Source organism: Kribbella sp. NPDC026596 (assembly GCF_040638415.1).
Classification (GTDB): Bacteria; Actinomycetota; Actinomycetes; order Propionibacteriales; family Kribbellaceae; genus Kribbella.
In genome coordinates this window covers 1-21995 of the sequence record NZ_JBEZYF010000026.1, presented here as the reverse complement: position 1 = coordinate 21995, position 21995 = coordinate 1, and the positions used below count along the sequence as shown (strand labels likewise).

The 21995-nt window shown below is 68.5% G+C and carries 24 protein-coding genes and 1 other RNA gene; 16 read left to right on the top strand and 9 right to left on the bottom strand.

All coding sequences use genetic code 11. From position 1 onward, the window contains the following. Window positions 1–104: 104 nt before the first annotated feature. Complete coding sequence (gene nagZ, locus AB0E63_RS22235; RefSeq protein ID WP_360369198.1) at window positions 105–1592, top strand: beta-N-acetylhexosaminidase; 1488 nt, start codon at window positions 105–107, stop codon at window positions 1590–1592. On the opposite strand, the gene AB0E63_RS22230 is transcribed toward nagZ, so the two are convergent. Continuing rightward, a complete protein-coding gene (locus AB0E63_RS22230; RefSeq protein WP_360369195.1) occupies window positions 1573–2784 on the bottom strand; it encodes an ROK family transcriptional regulator in 1212 nt (403 codons plus the stop codon). The genes nagZ and AB0E63_RS22230 overlap by 20 nt on opposite strands. Before the next feature lie 109 nt (window positions 2785–2893). On the opposite strand from AB0E63_RS22230, the gene AB0E63_RS22225 reads away from it, so the two are divergent. The 5 genes from AB0E63_RS22225 (at window position 2894) to AB0E63_RS22205 (ending at window position 8762) form a co-directional block, all read left to right on the top strand. Continuing rightward, the gene (locus AB0E63_RS22225; RefSeq protein ID WP_360369192.1) at window positions 2894–4522 is read left to right on the top strand and encodes a glycoside hydrolase family 13 protein; all 1629 of its coding nucleotides are present in this window, start codon (window positions 2894–2896) and stop codon (window positions 4520–4522) included. An 18-nt stretch (window positions 4523–4540) separates the two neighbouring features. Beyond that, window positions 4541–5374 carry a Nif3-like dinuclear metal center hexameric protein gene (locus tag AB0E63_RS22220; protein ID WP_360369189.1) on the top strand — a complete coding sequence of 278 codons (834 nt, stop codon included), beginning with the start codon at window positions 4541–4543 and terminating at the stop codon, window positions 5372–5374. A gap of 66 nt (window positions 5375–5440) precedes the next feature. After that, window positions 5441–6154 (top strand): C4-type zinc ribbon domain-containing protein, encoded by a 714-nt coding sequence (locus AB0E63_RS22215; protein ID WP_360369186.1) that lies wholly within the window; start codon window positions 5441–5443, stop codon window positions 6152–6154. Continuing rightward, a complete protein-coding gene (locus AB0E63_RS22210; RefSeq protein ID WP_360369183.1) occupies window positions 6151–7278 on the top strand; it encodes a bifunctional RNase H/acid phosphatase in 1128 nt (375 codons plus the stop codon). Before AB0E63_RS22215 ends, AB0E63_RS22210 begins: the two co-directional genes overlap by 4 nt. Before the next feature lie 47 nt (window positions 7279–7325). Next, entirely contained in the window at window positions 7326–8762 is a 1437-nt protein-coding gene (locus AB0E63_RS22205) for an RNB domain-containing ribonuclease (RefSeq protein WP_360369180.1), read from the top strand. Here AB0E63_RS22205 and AB0E63_RS22200 read toward each other — a convergent pair. Next, window positions 8751–9317, bottom strand: a complete 567-nt coding sequence (locus AB0E63_RS22200; RefSeq protein WP_360369177.1) for a TetR/AcrR family transcriptional regulator — start codon at window positions 9315–9317, stop codon at window positions 8751–8753. The two genes, AB0E63_RS22205 and AB0E63_RS22200, sit on opposite strands and share 12 nt — an antisense overlap. A gap of 53 nt (window positions 9318–9370) precedes the next feature. Here AB0E63_RS22200 and AB0E63_RS22195 point away from each other — a divergent pair, with 53 nt between their 5' ends. Then, on the top strand, window positions 9371–9856 hold the full coding sequence (locus tag AB0E63_RS22195; RefSeq protein ID WP_360369174.1) for a GNAT family N-acetyltransferase: 486 nt from the start codon (window positions 9371–9373) through the stop codon (window positions 9854–9856). A 45-nt stretch (window positions 9857–9901) separates the two neighbouring features. Here AB0E63_RS22195 and AB0E63_RS22190 read toward each other — a convergent pair whose 3' ends face one another. Beyond that, window positions 9902–11035: a hypothetical protein gene (locus tag AB0E63_RS22190; RefSeq protein WP_360369171.1), complete on the bottom strand. Its 1134-nt coding sequence runs from the start codon at window positions 11033–11035 to the stop codon at window positions 9902–9904. 112 nt (window positions 11036–11147) lie between these two features. Here AB0E63_RS22190 and AB0E63_RS22185 point away from each other — a divergent pair, with 112 nt between their 5' ends. Then, a complete protein-coding gene (locus AB0E63_RS22185; protein WP_360369168.1) occupies window positions 11148–11882 on the top strand; it encodes a DUF899 domain-containing protein in 735 nt (244 codons plus the stop codon). A 147-nt stretch (window positions 11883–12029) separates the two neighbouring features. On the opposite strand, the gene rnpB is transcribed toward AB0E63_RS22185, so the two are convergent. Together rnpB and AB0E63_RS22175 are read right to left on the bottom strand one after the other, a co-directional pair. Further along, an RNA gene (gene rnpB / locus AB0E63_RS22180) (RNase P RNA component class A) lies at window positions 12030–12429 on the bottom strand. 9 nt (window positions 12430–12438) lie between these two features. After that, window positions 12439–12801, bottom strand: coding sequence for a DUF952 domain-containing protein (locus tag AB0E63_RS22175; RefSeq protein ID WP_360369165.1), 363 nt, complete (start codon window positions 12799–12801; stop codon window positions 12439–12441). A gap of 100 nt (window positions 12802–12901) precedes the next feature. On the opposite strand from AB0E63_RS22175, the gene AB0E63_RS22170 reads away from it, so the two are divergent. From AB0E63_RS22170 to AB0E63_RS22160, 3 genes are read left to right on the top strand one after another with little or no spacing between them, the layout of a single operon-like run. Beyond that, window positions 12902–14398 carry a peptidase S10 gene (locus AB0E63_RS22170; RefSeq protein ID WP_360369162.1) on the top strand — a complete coding sequence of 499 codons (1497 nt, stop codon included), beginning with the start codon at window positions 12902–12904 and terminating at the stop codon, window positions 14396–14398. Continuing rightward, a complete protein-coding gene (locus AB0E63_RS22165) occupies window positions 14395–15162 on the top strand; it encodes a hypothetical protein (protein WP_360369159.1) in 768 nt (255 codons plus the stop codon). The genes AB0E63_RS22170 and AB0E63_RS22165 overlap by 4 nt, the downstream gene beginning before the upstream one ends. Continuing rightward, window positions 15162–15620: a GNAT family N-acetyltransferase gene (locus AB0E63_RS22160; RefSeq protein WP_360369156.1), complete on the top strand. Its 459-nt coding sequence runs from the start codon at window positions 15162–15164 to the stop codon at window positions 15618–15620. Before AB0E63_RS22165 ends, AB0E63_RS22160 begins: the two co-directional genes overlap by 1 nt. A gap of 5 nt (window positions 15621–15625) precedes the next feature. On the opposite strand, the gene map is transcribed toward AB0E63_RS22160, so the two are convergent. Continuing rightward, window positions 15626–16474 (bottom strand): type I methionyl aminopeptidase, encoded by an 849-nt coding sequence (map, locus tag AB0E63_RS22155; protein ID WP_360369153.1) that lies wholly within the window; start codon window positions 16472–16474, stop codon window positions 15626–15628. Between the two features lie 53 nt (window positions 16475–16527). Between map and AB0E63_RS22150 the strand changes: the two genes are divergently transcribed. Beyond that, on the top strand, window positions 16528–16716 hold the full coding sequence (locus AB0E63_RS22150; RefSeq protein ID WP_360369150.1) for a hypothetical protein: 189 nt from the start codon (window positions 16528–16530) through the stop codon (window positions 16714–16716). A gap of 133 nt (window positions 16717–16849) precedes the next feature. Here the strand turns inward: AB0E63_RS22150 and AB0E63_RS22145 are convergent, their stop codons facing one another. Further along, complete coding sequence (locus tag AB0E63_RS22145; protein WP_360369147.1) at window positions 16850–17401, bottom strand: histone H1-like repetitive region-containing protein; 552 nt, start codon at window positions 17399–17401, stop codon at window positions 16850–16852. Between the two features lie 292 nt (window positions 17402–17693). Here AB0E63_RS22145 and AB0E63_RS22140 point away from each other — a divergent pair, with 292 nt between their 5' ends. Both AB0E63_RS22140 and AB0E63_RS22135 read left to right on the top strand, forming a co-directional pair. Continuing rightward, complete coding sequence (locus AB0E63_RS22140) at window positions 17694–18443, top strand: helical backbone metal receptor (protein ID WP_360369144.1); 750 nt, start codon at window positions 17694–17696, stop codon at window positions 18441–18443. Window positions 18444–18506: 63 nt separating this feature from the next. Then, entirely contained in the window at window positions 18507–18683 is a 177-nt protein-coding gene (locus AB0E63_RS22135; protein ID WP_360369413.1) for a hypothetical protein, read from the top strand. Window positions 18684–18698: 15 nt separating this feature from the next. Here the strand turns inward: AB0E63_RS22135 and AB0E63_RS22130 are convergent, their stop codons facing one another. Further along, window positions 18699–19196, bottom strand: coding sequence for an NUDIX domain-containing protein (locus tag AB0E63_RS22130; protein WP_360369141.1), 498 nt, complete (start codon window positions 19194–19196; stop codon window positions 18699–18701). Window positions 19197–19286: 90 nt separating this feature from the next. On the opposite strand from AB0E63_RS22130, the gene AB0E63_RS22125 reads away from it, so the two are divergent. Continuing rightward, a complete protein-coding gene (locus AB0E63_RS22125) occupies window positions 19287–20186 on the top strand; it encodes an aldo/keto reductase (RefSeq protein WP_360369138.1) in 900 nt (299 codons plus the stop codon). A 14-nt stretch (window positions 20187–20200) separates the two neighbouring features. Here AB0E63_RS22125 and panB read toward each other — a convergent pair whose 3' ends face one another. Further along, a complete protein-coding gene (gene panB / locus AB0E63_RS22120; RefSeq protein WP_360369135.1) occupies window positions 20201–21469 on the bottom strand; it encodes a 3-methyl-2-oxobutanoate hydroxymethyltransferase in 1269 nt (422 codons plus the stop codon). 252 nt (window positions 21470–21721) lie between these two features. Between panB and AB0E63_RS22115 the strand changes: the two genes are divergently transcribed. Next, on the top strand, window positions 21722–21995 hold a 274-nt coding region (locus AB0E63_RS22115), incomplete at its 3' end, for a hypothetical protein (protein WP_360369132.1).

The window sequence follows — 21995 nt, the reverse complement described above, 5'->3', positions numbered from 1 at the left end:
GACAACGATCGCACTGAAGGCCTTCAGAGACGGCTAATTATTAGCTGTCCGTGACGGTCCGGCCCGGGGTGGCGCCCGATTCGCGGGCACGAGAGGGTAGGCCAATGAGTGATGAACTGGATCGTGATGCCGCCGGCGCCCTGATCGTCGGTCTGCCCGGGACGACCGCCCCCGATGAGCTACGCCGCGCCGTCGCCGGCGGGCTCGGTGGGGTGATCCTGTTCACCCGCAACGTCGCCGACGCCGACCAGGTCGCCGCCCTGACGGCGTCGCTGCGGGCCGAGCGACCCGACCTGATCATCGCGATCGACCACGAGGGCGGTGAGTTCAGTCACCTCGCCCCGGCGAACCAGTGGCCGCTCGCGTCGCCGCGCGTACTCGGCGATCTCGACGACGTCGACCTGACCCGGGCCTCCGCCCGGGACGCCGCCGCCACCCTGGCGTCGCTCGGGATCGACCTGATGCTCGCGCCGTCGGTCGACGTGAACAGCAACCCGGCCAACCCGGTCATCTCGACCCGCTCGTTCGGCACGACCGCGGACGTGGTCTCCCGGCATGGCGTCGCGTTCGTCGAGGGCGTGCACGAGGCCGGCATCGCGGCCTGTCCCAAGCACTTCCCGGGCCATGGCGACGTCGCTGTCGACTCGCACATCGGGCTGCCCCGGGTCGACCGCTCGATCGAGGAGGTCCAGGCCGTCGAGCTCGCCCCGTTCCGGGCCACGATCGCGGCCGGTGCCGATGTCGTGATGAGCGCCCACATCGTCTTCTCGGCGTACGACGACCAGCCGGCGACCCTCTCACACCGGGTGCTGACCGGCCTGCTGCGTGCGGAGCTCGGCTTCACCGGCGTGATCACCACGGACGCCCTCGAGATGCAGGCGATCACCAAGACCCGCTCGATCGAGGACGCCGCGGTCGCGTCGATCAAGGCCGGCGCGGATCTGGCCATGATCGCGGTCGGATCCGCCGACCCGCGGACGCTGACCGCCCGCGTGGTCGACGCCGTCGGCAACGGTACGCTCGCCGCCGACCGGGTCGCGGACGCCGCGGCCCGGGTCCGCGCGCTCGCCGCCACGCTCGCCCAGCGCACCCGGCAGCCCGGTCTGGACGGTGCGCCGATCCGCGAGGTCGCCGCCCGCGTCGTGGCCGGCCAGACGTTCCCCGCTTTCGGTGCGGCGCCGTACGTGATCGATCTGGCCCAGGGGCTGCACCCGGCCTGGAACCCTTATTTCAGCGGGCTTCCGGAGGTCTTCGCCCGCGTCGCGCCCGCATCGGTCGGCGTGGTGCTGCGCGGTGTGCATCACCTGTCCGAGGCCGATTCCCCGGCCGGCGACGCGATCTCGGCAGCAGCCAAGGCAGCCGAGGGCCGGCCGTTGGTCATCGCCGTCCAGGACGCCGTGCGTACGCCGTGGATGCGCGACGCACTGGCTCACTTGGTGCAGGGCCGTGGTGACGACGTCTTCGTGCTGTGCACAGGCATCCCCGAGGATCGGGCCATCGTCCCGGCCGGAATCTGCTCGGCGACTACCTCCGGCCGCAACGTGATCGTGCTGGAGGCGGTTGCGAAGGCGCTTACTCGGGCCGGCAGCTGAGGTGTAGGTCCAGGGCGCGCTGCTCGACGTAGTTGAGGGCGTGCCGGACCGCTCCGACCGAGACGATCGCGTCGCCGAGGGACGAGACGGCGACGCGCGGCGGCGTACTGGTGAAGCCGGCCAGCTGCCGCTCGAGGTCGGGGAGCAGCGCCGTGGCCGCCTCGGCCACAGCGCCGCCGAGGACGACCAGCTCGGGGTTGAACAGGATGCCGAGCGTCGCCACCACCCGGGCGGTCCGTCCGGCCACGTCCTGAAGGATCCCGAGGGCGACCTCATCGCCGTCGGCCGCGGCAGTGAACACCAGCTCGGCCGTGACCGGATCGTCGTCGGCCAATTTGCGCAGCGTGGTCTCGACGGCCGGGTCGGCGACCGCTTCGGCGCCGCGCTCGCGGGCGATGCGGGCGATACCGTGGGTGTCGCCGACGCCCTCGACGAGCTTGAGGAAAACCATCTCGCCCGCACCACCGCGACTGCCGTGCAGCAGCCGGCCTGAGTCCATCAGGCCGGATCCGAACCGCTCGCCGGCCAGCAGTACGACCAGATCGTCGACCTCCCGCCCGACACCGCGCCAGTGCTCGCCGAGCGCGGCCAGGTTGGCGTCGTTCTCGAGCAGGACCGGCCAGCCGTGCAGCTCGGTCAGCCGGTTCGCCAGCCCGGCGTCGAACCGCCGCCAGAACTCGTCGTCGACCAGGATGCTTCCGTCCCGGTCGACCGGCGCCGCGACGCCGACCCCGGCCGCGAGCACCTCGCCGTCGGTGACGCCGGCCGACGCGAGTGCCTCGACCACCGTCTCGTGCACGAGCTCGGTCCGCTGCGCCGGCGTGACGTCCGCCACCGACCGCCCGGCCTTGGCGATCGTCGCGCCGCGCAGGTCGGTGAGCAGGACCGTGGTCTTGGCGGCGCCGAGGTCGATGCCGAGCACGAAGCCGGCCCGGCTGTTGAACTCGAACCGCCGTGATGGCCGGCCCACCGAGACGTCGTCGCGGCCGGGGTCGTGCTCGATCACCCAGCCCATCGAGATCAGGTCGTTGCAGACGGCGTGCACGGTCGCGCGGGTCATCCCGGTCGCCTCGATCAGGCCGGTGCCGGTCATCACCCCGGTCCGGATCAGCACGCCGAGTAACTTCCCCGCGTTCACCCGGCGCAGCATCGGCGGCGTCGCCGTCGGCGGCGTGGCTGGTGGTTTCGCCATGAAAAAAGCCCTCTTGACCTCGTCGTGGTTCCGTGCGCAGAATACTGCAGATTCTAAATTTAGAGCCTATATAAACATCCGGGCAAGACTGACATCCGAGTGAGGCATCGTGACCAGTCCGCAGACGACCGACCCCGACTGGTGGCGGCAGGCAGTCGTCTACCAGATCTACCCGCGCAGCTTCGCCGACTCCAACGGCGACGGCGTCGGTGACCTGCCGGGCATCATCAGCCGAGTCCCGTACCTGGTGGCGCTGGGCATCGACGCTGTCTGGCTGAGCCCGTTCTACCCGTCCGCCCTGGCCGACGGCGGGTACGACGTCGACGACTACCGCAACGTGGACCCGCGGCTCGGCACCCTGGACGACTTCGACCGGCTGGTCGAGGCACTGCACGCGGAGCACATCAAGCTGATCGTCGACATCGTCCCGAACCACACCTCCGACCGGCACGAGTGGTTCACCGAGGCGCTCGCCGCCGCGAAGGGCGAGCCGGCCCGGGAGCGGTACATCTTCCGTGACGGGGAGGGCGACCAGCCGCCGTCGGACTGGGACTCGGTGTTCGGCGGATCGGCCTGGGCACGCACCGACGACGGCCAGTGGTACCTGCACATGTTCGCGGCCGAGCAGCCCGACCTGAACTGGGAGCACCCGGACGTCCGGGCGGACTTCGTCCAGACCCTGCGGTTCTGGTCCGACCGCGGGGTCGACGGGTTCCGCGTCGACGTCGCGCACGCCCTGGTGAAGGACCTGTCCGAGCCGTTCCCGGCGAAGGCGACGCTGCCCCGGCAGTCGGAGTCGAACGGCAAGCACCCGTTGTGGGACCAGGACGGCGTGCACGAGATCTACCGGGACTGGCGGATGGTGCTGAACGAGTACGACCCGCCCCGGTCCGCGGTCGCGGAGGCGTTCGTACCGGCGGCCCGGCGGGCCCGGTACGCGAGAGCCGACGGGCTCGGGCAGGCGTTCAACTTCGACCTGCTGCAGGCCGACTGGGAGTACGAGAAGTTCCGCAAGGTGATCGAGGAGAACCTCGCGCAGGCCGAGCAGAACGGCTCGTCGTCGACCTGGGTGTTCTCCAACCACGACGTGGTCCGGCACGCGACCCGGTACGGCCTGCCGAAGAACCCGAAGGGCGGCTGGCAGGACGGCAAGGACTGGCTGCTGAGCGACGGAACCGACCCGACCAACGACGTCGCGCTCGGACTGCGCCGGGCCCGGGCCGCGGTGCTGCTGATGCTGGCGCTGCCGGGATCGGCGTACCTGTACCAGGGTGAGGAGCTCGGTCTGCAGGAGGTCGGCGAACTGCCGGCGGCGAACCTGCAGGACCCGGCGTACTTCCGCTCCAAGGGTGCGGAGAAGGGCCGCGACGGGTGCCGGGTGCCGATCCCGTGGACGGTCGGCGGGCTGTCGTTCGGCTTCGGCTCGGGCGGGTCGCACCTGGTCCAGCCGAAGTGGTTCGGCGCGTACTCCGTCGAGGCGCAGGAGGGCGACGTGGAGTCGACGCTCAGCCTGTACCGCAAGGCTCTCGCCGTTCGCCGCGGACTCCAGGCCAGCAACTCGCTGACCTGGGTCGACGGCACCGACTGGGTCCTGCACTTCACCCGTCCCGGCGGGTGGCAGTCCATCACGAACTTCGGCGCCGCCCCGGTCGAACTGCCCGACGCCGCGGTCGTGCTGTCGAGCGGTCCGCTGGAGGGCGACAAGCTCCCGAGTGACACGACTGCCTGGCTGATCTGATGCGGCAGGATGGGGGTCGTGACCCCCATCCTCGCTGATGTGATCGCTGTCCTCGACCGGCTCTACAACCCCGCCTGGGCGGAGTCCTGGGACGCGGTCGGGCTGGTCACCGGCGATCCGGAACAAGAGGTACGACGGATCCTGTTCGCCGTGGATCCGATGCGAGCCGTGGTGGACGAGGCGATCGAGGGCGACTTCGATCTCCTCGTCACCCATCACCCCCTGTTGCTGCGCGGGGTCAGCAGCGTGGCCGCGACGACGCCGAAGGGTCGGGTCATTCACGACCTGATCCGGAGCAGCACCGCGCTGCACGTCTGCCACACCAACGCCGACAACGCGAACCCTGGCGTGAGCGACGCGCTCGCCGCCGCGATCGGCCTGCGGGACACCCGTCCGCTCAAGCCGATGCCGTCCGACCCGACGGACGAGCTGTCGAGTCAGCGCGGTGGCGGCCGGGTCGGCGTACTCGCGGAAGCCCTGCCGCTGAAGGAGTTCGCCCGACTGGTCACCGACAGGCTTCCGCGTACGGAGCACGGCGTCCGTGTGTCCGGGGATCCGGAGCGGATGATCGAGACCGTCGCGGTGGTCGGGGGAGCGGGCGACTCGGAGTTCGAGCGCGTCCGGGCCGCCGGGGTCGACGCCTATCTCACGGCCGACCTGCGGCATCACCCGGCGACCGAGGCCCGCGCGTACGGCGATCCCGCGCTGGTCGACGTCGCACACTGGGCCAGCGAATGGCCGTGGTTGCGGGACGCGGAGCGACTCCTGGTCGAAGGCTTGGCAGCCCGAGGCAGTACCGTGGACACTCACATCTCGACGCTCTGCACGGACGCATGGACCCTGCGGTTCTGAGCGCACCTGACAACTGAACGATCTAAGGAGCCGACTCTGAACGCCGAGCCCGCCGTCCAACGCCGGTTGCTGGACCTGCAGGATCTCGACCTGCAGCTGGATCAGGTCGCGCACAAGCGCAAATCACTGCCCGAGCACCAGGCCCTGACCGCCCTGGTCGCCGAGAAGGCCGTCGTCGATCGCGACCTGGTCACTGCGGACACCGAGGTCAGCGACCTGCAGCGGGAGCAGAAGAAGGCCGACTCCGATGTCGATCAGGTCCGTCAGCGGAAGGCACGGAACCAGCAGCGCATCGACTCCGGCCAGATCACCTCGCCGAAGGATCTGGAGAACCTGCAGCACGAGATCGGGTCGCTCGAGCGCCGGATCTCCGACCTGGAGGACGCCGAGCTCGAGGTGATGGAGAAGCTCGAGGCGGCCGAGGTTGTCCAGGCGGATCTGCGCACCCGCGCCGAGGCGTTCGCGGGCCAGCAGTCCGAGCTGGAGACCACCCGGGACGCCGCGCTGAAGGAGTTGGACGAGCAGCGTGCTGAGCTGGGTGACAAGCGAGCCACGGTCGCCGCTGAGCTGCCGGACGCCCTGATCGCTCAGTACCAGCGGCTGCGGGAGCACAACGGCGGGATCGGTGCCGCGCCGCTCGTCGGCAAGCGCTGCATGGGCTGCCGCATGGAGCTCGCGCCGTCCGACCTGAACGTCATCAAGGCCGCCGCACCGGACGCCGTACTGCGCTGTGAAGAGTGCGGACGGATTCTCGTGCGGACGTCGGAGAGCGCGGTATGAGTGGTCCTTCGCATGTGATCGTGGAGGCCGATGGTGGTTCGCGCGGGAACCCGGGACCGGCGGCGTACGGCGCTCTGGTGCGCGACCCGGCGACCGGTGAAGTGATCGCGCAGGACGGGAAGACGCTCGGGATCGCGACCAACAACGTCGCCGAGTACTCCGGTCTGATCGCGGGTCTGCAACTGGCTGCGGAGTACGCGCCGGACGCCTCGATCGAGGTCCGGATGGACTCCAAGCTGGTCATCGAGCAGATGGCCGGCCGCTGGCGGATCAAGCATCCGGACCTGCAGCCGCTGGCGATCAAGGCGCAAGGCCTGGCGCCGTTCGGGACCGAGTGGACGTGGGTGCCGCGCGCTCAGAACGCGGCCGCCGACGCGCTGGCGAACATGGCGCTCGACGGTGTGGACATTCCGCTCACGCCGGAGCCGGCCGGACCCGCGCCGACGGTGGCCAAGGAGCCGACGGATCTGCAGAAGGCGTTGCAGGGCTGGGGTGCACAGGCCGAGCCGCCGACGCAGCTGATCTTCCTGCGGCACGGCGAGACGCCGCACACCGCGGAGAAGCGGTTCTCGGGCTCTGGTGGTGACAACCCCGGGTTGAGCGACACCGGCCGGGCTCAGGCGCAGGCAGCCGCGGAGTACCTGTTCCGGATCGGTGGCGTCGATGCGCTGGTGACGTCGCCGATGCGGCGGACCCGGGAGACGGCCGAGGTCGTCGCGGCGAAGCTCGGGCTCGACGCGGTCGTCGACGACAACTGGCGAGAGGTCGCGTTCGGGGACTGGGACGGGCACACGTTCGCCGAGATCCAGCAGAAGTGGCCGGACGCGATGAACGCGTGGCTGGACTCGACCGCGGTCGCGCCGCCCGGGGGCGAGTCGTTCGACACCTGCGCCCGGCGGGCCCGGTCGGCCCGGGACGGAATCCTCGCCAAGTACCCCGGCAAGACCGTCGTCGTGGTCACCCATGTCACGCCGATCAAGCTGATGGTCCGGTCGGTGCTGCAGGCCCCGATGAGCTCGCTGTTCCGGATGGAGTTGCGCCCGGCAACCCTGACCGAGATCCACTGGTACGCCGACGGCCTCGCGTCTTTGCGTTCGTTCAACGTGCCGCCCTCGCTAGTCTGACCTGAGATGCGCACACCGACGTGCGCTGATGAGGACGGAGAGCTCACGTGCCGCTGCAGAGGGTTCACTTCGCGGAAGACGTTCCTGAGGTTTTCCGGGCGTCGCTGCAGGACATCAGGCGTGAGCTCGAGGTGCCGGCGGAGTTCCCACCCGAGGTGGTCGCGGCCGCGCTCACCTCGGCGCAGAACCCGCGTCTGCCCGAGCTGGACCGGACCGACATCGAGTTCGTCACCATCGACCCACCGGACTCGATGGACCTCGACCAGGCCTTGCACATCGAGCGCACCGGCGACGGATACACGGTTCACTACGCGATCGCGGACGTCGCAGCGTTCGTCCAGCCCGGCGATCCGATCGACCAGGAGGCCCGCCGCCGGGGCGAGACGCTGTACGCCCCGGACAAGCGGACTCCGCTGCACCCACCGGAGTTGTCCGAGGGTGTGGCGTCGCTGCTGGCCGACCAGGTTCGTCCCGCGTTGCTGTGGACGATCACCGTCGACGCGACGGGCGAAGGTACGGGCGTCGTCTGTGAACGCGCGCTGGTGAAGTCGCGGGCCAAGCTGAACTACGCCGGCGTACAGAAGGATCTCGACGCCGGTAGCGCGTCCGAGTCCATTCAACTGCTGCGCGAGGTCGGCAAGCTGCGCGAGCAGCGTGAGCTCGACCGCGGCGGCGTCAACCTGCCCATCCCGGACCAGGAAGTCGTCACCTCCAACCACGGCTGGGGTCTGGAGTTCCGCGCGCCGCTGCCGGTCGAGGGGTGGAACGCGCAGATCTCGCTGCTCACCGGCATGGCCGCGGCGGATCTGATGATGAGGGGCAAGATCGGCATTCTGCGTACGCTGCCCGAGTCGCACGACGACCTGCGGCGCAAGTTGGGGAACACCGCCAAGGCCCTCGGGATCGTCTGGCCGGACGAGACGTCGTACGCCGCATTCATCCACGGACTGGATCCGAAGGTGCCGGCGCACGCGGCGATGCTGGCGGCGTGCACAGTGCTGTTCCGTGGCGCCGGGTACACGGCGTTCGCGGGGAGTGTGCCGGAGAATCCGGAGCACGCCGCGATGAAGGCGGACTACGCGCACGTCACCGCGCCACTGCGACGCCTGGTGGATCGGTGGACCGGCGAGATCTGCGTCGCGCTGTCCGCGGGCACCGAGGTGCCGGCCTGGGTGCGCGAGTCGATGGACGAAATCCCGAAGGTGATGGACGAGGCGGATCGGCGGGCACACGCGTACGAGCGCTCGATCGTGAGCATGGTCGAGGCCGGCCTGGTCGCGGACCACATCGGGTCCGCCTTCGACGGAGTGATCACCGACGTCGACGAACGCGAGAACACCCGCGGGATCGTCGCGCTGTCCACGCTCGCGATCGAAGGCCGCGTCACCGGTACGGCACCGTTGCCGCTCGGTCAGGCGGTTCGCGTAAAGCTCGTCGAAGCCGACATCGCCAAGCGGACGGTGGCTTTCGAGCTAATCCCGTAGGTAGTCCTCGACCGCCGCGGTCGTGCGATCGAGGTCGCCGGTCGCGAGCAGGTCGATCAACGCACCGCGCAGCATCGCGAGGACGCCGGTACGCCGTGCCTCGGCCGCGGCGGATCCTGGATCGGGCTGACTGGCCTTGAGCAGCTCGAGCCAGTCGTCGACAGTCGAGCGACCGTAATCGGCCCACGGACCGTCCGGCGCGACCAGCGAACGCCCGTACGCCTCGACCCAGAACTTCATCAGCGGCCGGCGCTCTGGCTCCGCCAGCCACGTCCACAGCTCCCGCGCGACCACGGTCAGCCCGGGCGGTTCGTCGTACCGCTCGTCGATCTGCCGGAGTAGCTCGAGCTCGTCGACGCGGGCGCGGGCCAGCAGGGCGCGGATCAGGCCGTCCTTGCTGCCGAACAGGAACAGCAGCACCCGCGGGCTCGAGCCGATCGCGGTGGCCAGCGGTCGCAGCGACAGGTCGGCCAGCCCGTGGGTGAGCGAGTAGGCGTACGCGCGCTCGAGCAGTTCCTGCTGGCGCGCGGAAGGGGCTGGCTTCGTGGTCGGCACAGGGCTAGTATCGCGTACTGAAACAGTCGTGTCAGTAGAACGGGTAGGGATCGATGACGAAACTGATCAGGAAGCTGGGGACGCCGGGAGATCTTGGCTGGGTCGTCCAGTCGCATGCCGAGATCTACGCGGCCGAGTACGGCTGGGGCCTGCCGTACGAGGTGCTGATCACGCAGATCGTCTCGGCGTACGGCGCCGAGCACGACGACGAGCGCGAGGCCGCCTGGATCGCCGAGGTGGACGGGGAGCGGGCCGGCAGCATCTTCTGCGTCCGGGGTCCGGACGAGGCGACCGCTCAGTTGCGGCTGCTCCTGGTGACGCCGGCCGCGCGCGGTCTCGGCCTCGGTGCCGAGTTGGTCGACACCTGCCTCGCCTTCGCCCGCGGGGCCGGGTACAAGCGGATGGTGCTGTGGACCAACGAACCGTTGGTCGCGGCGCGGCACGTCTACCTGTCGCGCGGCTTCCGCCTGACCGGCTCCGAACCCCACGAGCTGTGGGGCCAGAGCCTGGTCGGGCAGACGTACGAGATCGACCTCTGAGTTACTCGCCGTTCAGCGCCGGCGTGCTCTCGCGTCGAGGGAGCGTCAGGTCGCGCAGGCGGGAGCGCCGGGGGTCGGGGTGTTGTAGATCGCGTGCGACAAGAAGGTGGTGATGTAGCCGTTCTGGACGGTGAGTGCGTGGCGGGGTCCCGCGCTGCCGAGCGGCAGGAACTTCCGGAGCGGGTACGCCAGGTAGTAGGCGCCGTAGTCGGTGAAGTTGAAGTGCCGGGTGCCCGGGACCGTCGCGCACCACGACGTACCACTGCTTGCCTTGAGCAACGAGAGGGCGCGGTTGCGGTCCGCGTCGGTCTTCGCGTCCGGGCCGCACACGCTGGTGATGCACGAGTCATCGGCGCCGAGCAGCAGGATCGGTGCTTGCACACCCTTGGTCACCACGTCGCCGAACTGCGCACCGTCCAGGTCGACCGCGGCCGCACATCGCTGGTCGAGTCGGCAGGCCTCCAACGAAGCCGCGCCGCCGAACGAGTGCCCGACGTACGACGGTCCGATCGAGGGCTCGACGCTGTTGGGTAGTTGCCTGGCCACCATGCCGGCCGCGAACCGTGCATCGGCGGCCCAGACGCCGACAAGGTGATCGCCGACCTTCTGTGCCTGCTCGTTGCTCTCGCCGAGGTTCGGCGGGTTGGCATCCGGCTTGCTCGCGACTGTCTGCCCGTCGAGCACGGTCAGGTTGGCGCTGTACGTCGGGGTCACACCGGCTACCAGGTAGCCGTGGCTGGCGAGATCCTCGGCGAGGCTCGCGTACATCGGCGCGGACAATCCCATCCCCGGCATCAGCACCACGACGGGGAAGCGGCCGGGGGCGATGGCGACGCGATCGAGGGCTCGGTCCTCGAGTGTGTTGAACGGTCCCTGGAACAGCGCCAGCGGTGCCTTCAGGCGGAGTCCGTTCCAGAGGCCGGGGGCGTACTCGACCTTGCGGCCGGTGGTGCCCTTGGCGACCGGGTACCAGAGCCACACCGAGAGCTTCCGCGGCCCGTCGGCGTACGGGTCCCGGCGCGGGGAGTCGGTCCACTCGAACGTCCGGCGTCCGACCTGGAAGTTCCCGGTCGGCTCGGGCAGCGATACCGGCTCAGACCGTTTCACCATGATCCAGCCGACGTACCCGGCGCTTGCGAGCAGGGCGCACAGCACCAGGATCACGATCCCCGTGCGCATCCGGCGAAGTCCTCTGCGCGCCATAAACCAAGCGTGCCACTCGGAGCGTGTCGAACGCCGGATCTCGGTTCCGACGTTACCGATATCAGTGCTGATCGATGGAGGAATTGTGATGGATCTTCCGGATGTCGTGTCCCGGGACGAGTGGCTGGTCGCGCGCAAGGCGCTGCTGGCCGACGAGAAGGAGTTCACCAAGCGCCGCGACGCGTTGAACACGCGCCGTCGTGAGTTGCCGATGGTGCTGGTCGACAAGCCGTACGTGTTCACCGGACAATCCGGCTCGGTGGGCCTGGCGGACCTGTTCGAAGGCCGGCTGCAGTTGGTCGTCTACCACTTCATGTTCCAGCCCGAGTGGGACCGCGGCTGCCCGAACTGCACCGGCTTCGTCGACGAGATCGGGTCGCTGGAGTACCTCCACAGCAGGAACACCACGTTCGCGCTCGTCTCCCGGGCGCCGTACGAGAAGCTGGCCGCCTACCAGGCTGAGCGTGGGTGGAGCTTCCCCTGGTACTCGTCGTACGGCAGCGACTTCAACTACGACTTCCACGTCACGCTGGACGAGTCGGTCGTCCCCTTCGAGTACAACTACCGCAGCAAGGCCGAGTGGGACCTGCTCCCCAACAACGAGCACACCCAGACCCAACAACCCTTCGACCTCCACGGCCTGAGCTGCTTCCTCCACACCGGCAACGCCATCCACCACACCTACTCCACCTACGGCCGAGGCCCCGACGCCATGACCTTCACCCCCACCGCGCTCGATTTCACCCCCCTCGGCCGCCAAGAACCCTGGGAAAAGCCCCCAGGCCGAATCCCCGCCCCGCAAGACGAGGCCCACTGCCACTAGGTGTACTGATCCAGCCCGCCTCAGCTTGTCTGCGGTGCCGGGCGGGCGTTGTGGGCTGGGACAGGTAGTGGTGGGGTTGGACAGGTTATTGCTTGTCTCAGGCCGCCAGGAGGGGTGTCAGGCCCCGAGAGGTCACCGGTTGTTGGGGGAACGGGTCGGTCTGTAAGCCGGATTCTGTCGCGTGCGATCATCCATCTACGGTGGCCGTTGCCGGGCACCTCGAGCGGCCTACCCGCGAGCTCGGGCGGGCAGCCCTCGGACGCTCGCGCGGACGGTGGTTGCCCATCGCCCTTCTTGGCCTTGCTCCACGTGGGGTTTACCGAGCCTCCGCAGTCACCTGCGGAGCTGGTGGTCTCTTACACCACCGTTTCACCCTCACCCGCACTCCCATGAACCACGGGGTTCACCGGAGCCGCTGGCGGTCTGTTCTCTGTGGCACTGTCCCGCGGGTTGCCCCGGGTGGGCGTTACCCACCACGCTGCCCTGTGGAGTCCGGACTTTCCTCGGCGCCCGCTGTCGCGGACGACGCGATCGCCCGACCGACCCGTTCCGTCCCTCAGGATACGGCCTGCGCGGATACCGCGGGCCAGCGGCCGTCAGCACCCCGTTCGTACGGGCGTACGTCGACGACCGCATCGAGGTTGAGCGGTCCGTAGATGTGCGGGAACAGTTGGTCCGCCACCTGCTCCTCGCACACCGCCGACACCAGGCGCTCGGTGTCGATCACCAGCAGGCACAGTGGCCCGTCGACATCGTCGTACACGAAGTTCGCCACCATGGACACCTGCTCCGGCCGGGACGCGTGGATGAACGTCGCGCCGTCGTCGAGGCTCTTGCCGCGCGTCGACCACCGATAGCTGCCCGCCTCCCGTGCGGCCGCCCACTGGTCCGGAAACGCGAGATGCAGAATCGTCGCCATGCCCACAGGCTAGTGGTGGCAGCGCGCCGAGGCATGGATCACGGCGGCAGTGTCCGGACGAGAAAGGCCCGGACCCAGCAGGTGAACTAAGGTCCTCGGCATGGCTACGGAGGAGAACGCTGAGTCCACGCCCGCGTCATCGTCAACGTCCGGTACGCCGACGCCGCCGAAGCCGGTCGACGACCTGGTGACGACCCAGCACTCGCTGACGATCGACGGGCACGAGCTCAACTACACCGCGAGTACCGGGCGGATCGTGCTGCGCCGGGAGGTGCTCACCGACGGCAAGTTCGACGGGTACCAGCCGAAGGCCGAGGTGTTCGTGACCGCGTACACGCTCGACGACGCGGACGCGGCCGAGCGGCCGGTGACGTTCGCGTTCAACGGCGGACCGGGGTCGTCGAGCATCTGGCTGCACCTCGGGCTGCTCGGCCCGCGCCGAGTCGTGTCGGGTGACGCCGGTGAGCTCGCGCCGCCGCCGTACTCGCTGGTGGACAACGCCGAGACCCTGCTGCGGCACAGCGACCTGGTCTTCATCGACCCGGTGTCGACCGGGTACTCGCGGGCCGTCGAAGGGGAGAAGCCGGGGGAGTACCACGGGTTCACGCAGGACCTGGAGTCGGTCGGCGAGGTGATCCGGTTGTGGACGTCGCGCACCGGACGGTGGATGTCGCCGAAGTTCCTGGCCGGCGAGTCGTACGGTACGACGCGCGCCGCCGGGCTGGCCGCGCACCTGCAGGAGCGCTACGGGATGTACCTGAACGGCGTGATGCTGATCTCCGCGGTCCTGGAGTTCGGCACGCTCGACTTCACGCCGGGCAACGACCTGCCGTACACGTTGTTCCTGCCGTCGTACGCCGCGATCGCGCACTACCACGGTCTCGTGCCGGACCGTTCTCTGGAGGACGTGCTGGCCGACGCCGAGCGGTTCGCGGCCGGGCGGTACCCGAATGCGCTTGCCCAGGGCAACCGGATCCCGGCGGACTACCGGGCCGAGGTGGTTACCCGGCTGGCGTCGTTGACCGGGCTGAGCGAGGACTACATCGACCGGGTGAACCTGCGGATCGAGCACGGCCGGTTCTTCGCCGAGCTGTTGCGGTCACGCCGCCAGGTGGTCGGCCGGCTGGACGGTCGCTTCCTCGGCTGGGATGCGGACTCGGGTGGCGAACGGCAGGGCAACGACCCGTCGTTCAGCGCGATCACCGGGCCGTACACGGCCGCGCTGAACCACTACGTGCGAATGGAGCTCGGGTACCAGAACGACCTGCCGTACGAGATCCTCAACTTCGAGGCGGCGAAGAACTGGTCGTTCAAGGAGTTCGAGGGTCAGCAGATCAGCGTCGCCGACAAGCTCGCCGAGGCGATGCGCGTGAACCCGCACCTGAAGATCCACGTGGCATCCGGCCACTACGACGGCGCCACGCCGTACTTCGCCACCGAGCACACGCTCTCCCGCCTGCAGATCCCGGCCGAACTGGTCGGCAACATCGAGACGAAGTACTACGCTGCCGGCCACATGATGTACGTCCACGACGAGTCCCGGGTCCAGCAGTCCGAGGACCTGGCCGCGTTCATCCAGGCGGCCTCCAACCGATGAAGCTGCCCGCCGAAGTCGAAGCGATCACCTCGCAGTACCTCGCGCTGACCGACGACGTGCTGCCCGGCCGGATCCTCGGGTTCTACCTCACGGGCTCGATCCCGTTGGGCGACTTCCACGCCGGTCGCAGCGACATCGACGGTGTGGTCGTCGTCGACGGACCGGTGACCGAGGCCGACGTACGCCCGATCCACGAGAAGCTTCCTGAGCGTCCGTACTTCGACGTCACGTATCTCACGGCTGATGCGTTGGCGGTCGCGCCGGATCGCGGTACGCCGGTGGTCTACACGATCGACGGGGAGTTCAAGGATCCGGCGGAGGCCGGCCCCGTGAATCCGGTGCTGTGGTCGGAGTTGGCTCGTCAGTCGCTGGCCGTCCGGGAGGTGCCGGGGCTGACGGTCCACGACGATCACCAAGCGCTGGTCGACCACACCCGCGCGAACCTCACGTCGTACTGGACGCCGATGCTCGACCGTCTCGAGGAGCACTTCGCCGACTTCGCGGACGATCACGTGGTCGACGGGTGGATCATCCCTTGGTACGTCCTCGGGATCCCGCGGCTGCACGCGTTGCTTGCCACTGGCAACATTGTGTCCAAGACCGCGGCCGGGAAGCACGCGGTCGCAACGTTCCCGTCGTACGCCGGTCTCTGTGTGCGGGCGATCGATCACCGGGCCGGGCACGAGGTCGTCTTCACTGTCGCTGATGTGCGCCAGACGGTCGAGTTCGGCCGGACGGTGATCGGCTCGGCCACGGAGCTCTGATGGGCATCCTCGTCCGTGCACCTGGTCCGATGGACACACCTTCGGTGCCAGGCGTCGTCCTCCGTACGCCGTCCGTCGCGGACATCCCGGCGTTGGGCCGGTTGTACTTCGAGGCCTACGAGCCCGGCGTCGCCGCGTCGACCGAGACAGAGGCGGTCGAGGACATCCAGCTCAGCTTCGACGGCGCGTACGGCGTCCTGGACCTGAACCTCAGCCGGTTGGCCTGGCTCGACGATCAGCTCGTCGGCGCACTGCTCGTAGTCGAACGAGCCCCCTGGCCGGACACCCCGGACTGCCCCTTCATCATCGAACTCTTCACCGCCCCAACCCACCGCCGCCACGGAATCGCCCGCCAACTACTAAGCACCTGCTCCGCCGTCACCATCGCACTAAGAGTCGACGACAACAACACCCCCGCCCTCACCCTCTACCACGCCCTCGGCTTTCACGACGGGTAAATGCGTTACGGGAGGGTGAGGACTTCGGCGCCGGTGTCGGTGACTACGAGGGTGTGTTCGAACTGGGCGGTTCGGGACTTGTCCTTGGTGGTGGCGGTCCAGCCGTCGTCCCAGAGGTCGTAGTCGTAGGTGCCGAGGGTCAGCATCGGCTCGATGGTGAACGTCATGCCGGGCTCGATCACGTCGTCGAAGCGTTCGTCGTCGTAGTGCGGGATGATCAGCCCGGAGTGGAACGACGTGGCGATGCCGTGACCGGTGAAGTCGCGGACGACGCCGTACCCGAAGCGCTTGGCGTAGGACTCGATCACGCGGCCGATGATGCTGACCTTGCGGCCGGGCTTGACCGCCTTGATGCCGCGGTTCAGCGCCTCCTGCGTACGCTCGACCAGCAGCCGGCTCTCCTCGTCCACGTCGCCGACCAGGAACGTCGCGTTGGTGTCGCCGTGGACCCCGTCGAGGTACGCCGTGATGTCGACGTTGACGATGTCGCCGTTCTCGAGGGGACGGCTGTCGGGGATGCCGTGGCAGATCACCTCGTTGACCGACGTACACAGCGACTTCGGGTAGCCGCGGTAGCCGAGCGTCGACGGGTACGCGCCGCGCTCGATCAGGTACTCGTGGCCGACCGCGTCCAGCTCGTCGGTGCTGACTCCGGGCTTCGCCGCCGCACCGACCGCCTGCAGCGCCTGCGCGGCCAGCTTGCTCGCGACCCGCATCCTGTCCACCAACTCCGGTGCCGTGACGTAGGAACCGTCGTACGGCGTGGGGGACGGCTTGTCCACGTAGTCCGGGCGCGGGATGGAGGCGGGTACTTCGCGGCGCGGCGAGATGATGCCGGGAGTGATAGTCGACATGGTGAGATCATTCTAGTGAGCTGCGACAAGACTCCCAGGAGGTGGTCATCCAGATGAGCGACGATCACAGCAACGAGTGGTACTACAACACCAAGACCGGCAAGGTCGAGCAATACCAGGGGGCGAAGTCGGGCGACCGGCTCGGCCCGTACAACTCGCCGGAGGAAGCCGCGCGGGCGCTGGAGAAAGTCCAGGAACGCAACGAGTCCTGGGACAACGACCCCAACTGGAACGACGACTGACACCCTGCAGCGCGGGGCAGTTGGAGCGGTGGAACGACGACTGACACCCTGTGATGACGCAGCAAGGGGCACCACCGGTGATGGTGGTGCCCCTTGGTGTTTGGTGTCAGTTGACGTCGTGTGGACGTCGGCTTCAGCGGGTGACCCGCTGTGCCGCGGTCTTGCGGGCCGGGGCCTTGCGGGCCGGAGCCTTCTTCACCGCGGTCTTGCGCACCGGCGCCTTCTTCGCCGCGACCTTGCGCGCGGGCGCCTTCTTGGCGGCGACCTTCTTGGCCGGGGCCTTCTTCGCGACGGTCTTCTTGGCGGGCGCCTTCTTCGCGACCGTCTTCTTCGCCGGCGCCTTCTTGGCCACGGTCTTCTTCGCCGTCGTCGTCTTGGCGGCGACCTTGCGGGCCGGCGCCTTCTTCGCCACGGTCTTGCGGGCCGGGGCCTTCTTCGCCGGGGCCTTCTTCGCGACGGTCTTCCTGGCGGTGACCTTCTTGGCCGGCGCCTTCTTCGCCACCGTCTTCTTGGCGGCGGTCGTCTTCTTTGCCGCACTCACCTTCTTCGTCACTGTCTTCTTCGCTGTGCTGACCTTGCGCGCGGTTGTCGTCTTCGCGGCGCTGGCCTTCTTGGCGACAGTCTTCTTGGCGGGAGAAGCCTTTTTGGCTGTCGCCTTCCCTGCGGCTGCCTTCTTGGCTGGCACTCTGCCTCCTTGGTGCGGCTGAGGAAAACCACGGTGGATTCCTCGTCGTCATGATGATGACAACACTTGTGCGCTACGTAAAGCACCCGAAACGTCCGCAGGTTAAGGCGTGTGAGCCGCATAGCGGCAGGCAAATGCCGAAAATCCTTGTGCAGAAGGGATTCCGCCGCGCACCGAGCATGCCCGAGGCGCTCAAGAAATTCTTGGCGACACGCGCACAATCTGCGTGCCGAACCGTGCAATCGGGGAGTGTTGTCGTCGGCAACGTCCTCGGCGAACAGAGGTGACAGACGTGCGAGAGAGCACCTACGACGACCTCGGCAACGTCGTCGCGATGCCGTCCGCGGTGACGCGCGTAGTGAGCATCGTGCCGTCGTTGACCGAGTCGATCGCGGCAACGCACGCATCGCTGATCGTTGGTGCGACCGACTACTGCACGCATCCCGCGGACCTCGACGTGACGCGCGTTCGCGGTACCAAGAATCCCGACCTCGAGCGCATCCGCGAGCTCGCTCCCGATGTCGTACTCGCGAACGCCGAAGAGAATCGTGAGGTCGATCTCGACGCGTTGCGCGCGAGTGGAATCGCCGTCTGGGTGACCGCACCGACGACCGTCGGCGAATCACTCGACTCACTGAGTCGCATGCTGTCCGCGATCATCGGAGACGTTCCCCGATGGCTGCACGACGCGCGCGTTGTGTGGAGTACGCCGTACGACGGGAAGCGCCGGCGGGCCGTCGTACCAATCTGGCGTAGACCATGGATGGCATTGGGGCGGGACACGTTCGCGGGTGATCTGCTCAGCAGGATCGGTATCGACAACGTGCTGCGTGAATCCGGTGAACGTTATCCGCGGATCGACCCGGATGCGTTACCCGCCTACGACATCGTGGTGTTGCCGGACGAGCCTTATGCCTTTTCACCGAGCGATGGGCCGGAGGCATTCACGCGGCCGGCGAAGTGCGTGTCCGGGCGGCATCTCACCTGGTACGGGCCGTCGCTCGTCGAGGCGCGGGAATTGCTCAGCGGCCAGCTGCAGTGACGTGTGACACGGTCGTTGCCCTCTCAGCTAGACGGTTAGGTATGCCTCACCTACACTCGCTGCGTGCCGTCGATGACCGCGAAGAAGAAGTGCTGCAAGGACAAGCCGAGGTGCAAGAAGTGCCCGGTCGTCCTGCTGCGCCTGAGCAAGGCCGGCTGCGCCGAGCGGCTCGACCGCAGGCACTACGAGGTGGACAAGAAGGTCCCGAAGAAGGTGCTGAAACAGGCCCGCAAGCGCTGAGCAGGTGATCCCGGGCTAGGACGCGCGGCGCAGCGTGATCGCGTCGGCGGCGCGGCGGAGCAGCTCGGGGATGGTGACGTGTGCGGCCTGACCGGTCGCCTCGAGGTCGTCGCCGTACCACCAGCCGTGCGCGCTGATCGTCTGCAGCTCGAGCTCCTCCTGGTTGGCGAACGTCACGTCGACGCCGTCCACCGCGACCGCGAAGAACGTCTGGTGCTGGATGATCGGGCACCCGCCCCACTCGAACTCGATCGTGTTCGTCGCCACCGGTGCGCCGAGCGCGTCGGCCGGCAGCAGGATGCCGACCTCTTCGCGCAGTTCCCGGCTGGCCGCCTCGGTGACCGTCTCGCCGGTTTCCACGCCGCCGCCGATGGTGAACCAGTACGGCGTCTGTGGTTTCAGCGGATCCCAGCCGTGCAGCAGCAACACTTTGCCGTCGGGACGCACCGGCAGCACGCGGGCCGTCGTACGCCGTACGACGGTGCCGGGTGGTGGCAATCGGGATTCGCTCACACGACAAAACGCTAGACGACACAGGAGGTTCCGCGTCGCCCGATGCGGCGCGTCTCACAGTTGTTGCCGCGGACACCTAGGATCGAAAGCATGGCGAGTATTGGTCTGGGTCTTGCGGCGCTAGGGCGTCCTGGGTACATCAATCTCGGGCACGACGAGGACTTGCCGCCGCGACGGGCGGTCGAGGATCTCCGGGAGCGCACACATCAGTTGCTCGAGCAGGCGTGGCTGGACGGAGTTCGGTACTTCGACGCCGCGCGTTCGTACGGACTTGCCGAGAAGTTCCTCGGTGAGTGGCTGACGGCGGAGCGCCGTACGCAACTGACCGTCGGCTCGAAGTGGGGGTACACGTACGTCGCTGATTGGCATTCCGATGCGGAGACGCACGAGGTGAAGGACCACCGCCTCGCGACCTTCGAGCGGCAGTGGCCGGAGACGCTTCAAGCGCTTGGTGGACCGCCTGACTTCTACCTTGTCCACAGCCTCACGGCGGACAGTCCGGCACTCGGTGACAAGCGGTTGCTCGACCGACTGCGGGAGTTGGCGGACAGCGGCGTACGCGTCGGATTGTCGACGAGTGGGCCGCGTCAGGCCGAGACGCTACGCAAGGCACTCGAGCTCGACACACCGTTCACGGCCGTGCAGGCGACCTGGAACGTCCTCGAGGCCTCATCCGGCGCTGCGTTGGCCGAGGCGCACGCCGCAGGCTGGTTCGTGGTCGTGAAGGAAGCCGTCGCCAACGGCCGCCTGACCGCCAAGGCCGGCGAGACCCCGTTCAACGAGTTCGCCCGCCAGCACGGCATCGCCCCCGACGCCCTCGCCATCGGCGCCGCCGCCGCCCAACCCTGGGCCGACATCATCCTCAGCGGCGCCACCACCGCCGAACAACTGGCAAGCAACCTCGCCCACACCACAGCCGGCCCCCTCACCGAGTTCACCCAACAACCCGAGGAGTACTGGACCGAACGCTCCGCCCTCCCCTGGATCTGACGGGTGGTGTGGGGTTAGAAGGTGTGTTCGTCGGTGGGGAAGGTGCCGGAGGCTACGTCTGCGGCGTAGGTGGTGGCGGCGGTGGTGAGGATGCCTCGGAGGTCGGCGTACTGCTTGACGAAGCGGGGCATGGTGCCTGAGCGGAGGCCGGCCATGTCTTGCCAGACGAGGACCTGGGCGTCGGTGTCGCGGCCGGCTCCGATGCCGATGGTGGGGATGGAGACTCGCTTGGTGATTTCAGCGGCGACGTCGCCTGGAACCATCTCGAGGACCACCGAGAACGCACCTGCCTCGGCGAGCGCCACGGCGTCGTCGATCAGGCCGGCGGCTTGGTCGCCACGGCCCTGGACGCGGTAGCCGCCGATGCTGTGCTCGCTCTGCGGCGTGAAGCCGATGTGCGCCATCACGGGGATGCCGGACTGCGTGAGCTTCTCGACCATCGGGACCATGTTGCGGCCGCCTTCGAGCTTCACCGCATGTACGCCGGCTTCCTTCATGAACCGTACGGCGGTGTGGAAAGCCTGCTCGGGTGAGGCCTGGTACGAACCGAACGGCAGGTCCGCGACGACGAGTGCCCGCTCAACGGCACCAGCGACGGCCCGCGCCAGCGGGATGAGTTCGTCGACGGTGACGCGCAGCGTGGTCTCGTAGCCGAAGACGTTGTTCGCGGCGGAGTCACCGACGAGCAGCACCGGAATGCCGGACTGGTCGAAGATCTCGGCGGTGTACTGGTCGTACGCCGTCAGCATCGCCCACTTCTCGCCACGGTTCTTCATGTCGCGGAGGTGGTGCACGCGGTACCGGCGCGGCTTCTTGGTGCCGTCACCCGGGCCGCTGCCGCCGGACGGCTTGTTCTCCACCGGTGCGGCCGAACCGCCGATCGCCGACGACGCCGCGGCGCTCGCCATGGCCTGAGCCCTGCGGGCCGCACGGTGGGACGCGGACTGGTCGTTGCCGACCTGGCTCGGAGCGTCCTGCTGGACGTCCGCACGCCGCCGCCCACCAACGGGCTTGGGCTCGCTCACCGGCGCGTTGCTCTCGTACTCCGCGCTCGGATCCGACAGGTAACCGTTGTCCTGCTTCGGGGCCGACTCCTGCGGGTAGGACTCGATTGCCTCCGGCATGTACGCCGTGATCGTCGGAGTGTCCACCGGGTAGTTGGCCGGGGGAATCGCGGGCGCGGTCGGACGCGGCGGCTGTTGCGGTTGCGGCGGCGCCTGGTTCTGAGCCGGCGCAGGCGGCGTCTGCTGCTGCGGCGTCGGCGGCTGGTGCGGCGGGGTCACACCGTTGCTGCTGTGACCGTTGCTCTGAGCCGGAGTCGGTGGCGGTGTAGGCGAAGGACTCGGAGCCGGACTGCTCCAGTTGGTGCTCCCGTTCGAGCTGTGCGGTGCGGCTGGTCGCTGTGTCACGCCATTGCTCGACTGCGGCGGTGCGGGCGGGCGCTGGGCCTGCTGCGGCGGTCCGGCCGGCGGTTGCTGCGGTTGACGGTTCGGCAGTGTGCCGTTGCTCCCCGGACCGAACGGACTCGGCCGGCCTTGCGACGGCGGAGGCGTCTGCTGCGCGGGCGGCTGCTGCGGCCGGAAAGGGTTCTGCTCCGGGTACGACGGCTGTCCGTACTCCTCGCCACGAGCCTGCTGCTCACGCTCACCACGGAGCTCACGCTCACCACGAGCCAACTGCTCGCGCTCACCACGAGCCAGCTGCTCGCGCTCACCACGAGCCAGCTGCTCGCGCTCACCACGAGCCAGCTGCTCGCGCTCACCACGAGCCAGCTGCTCGCGCTCACCACGAGCCTGCTGAGATCGGTAG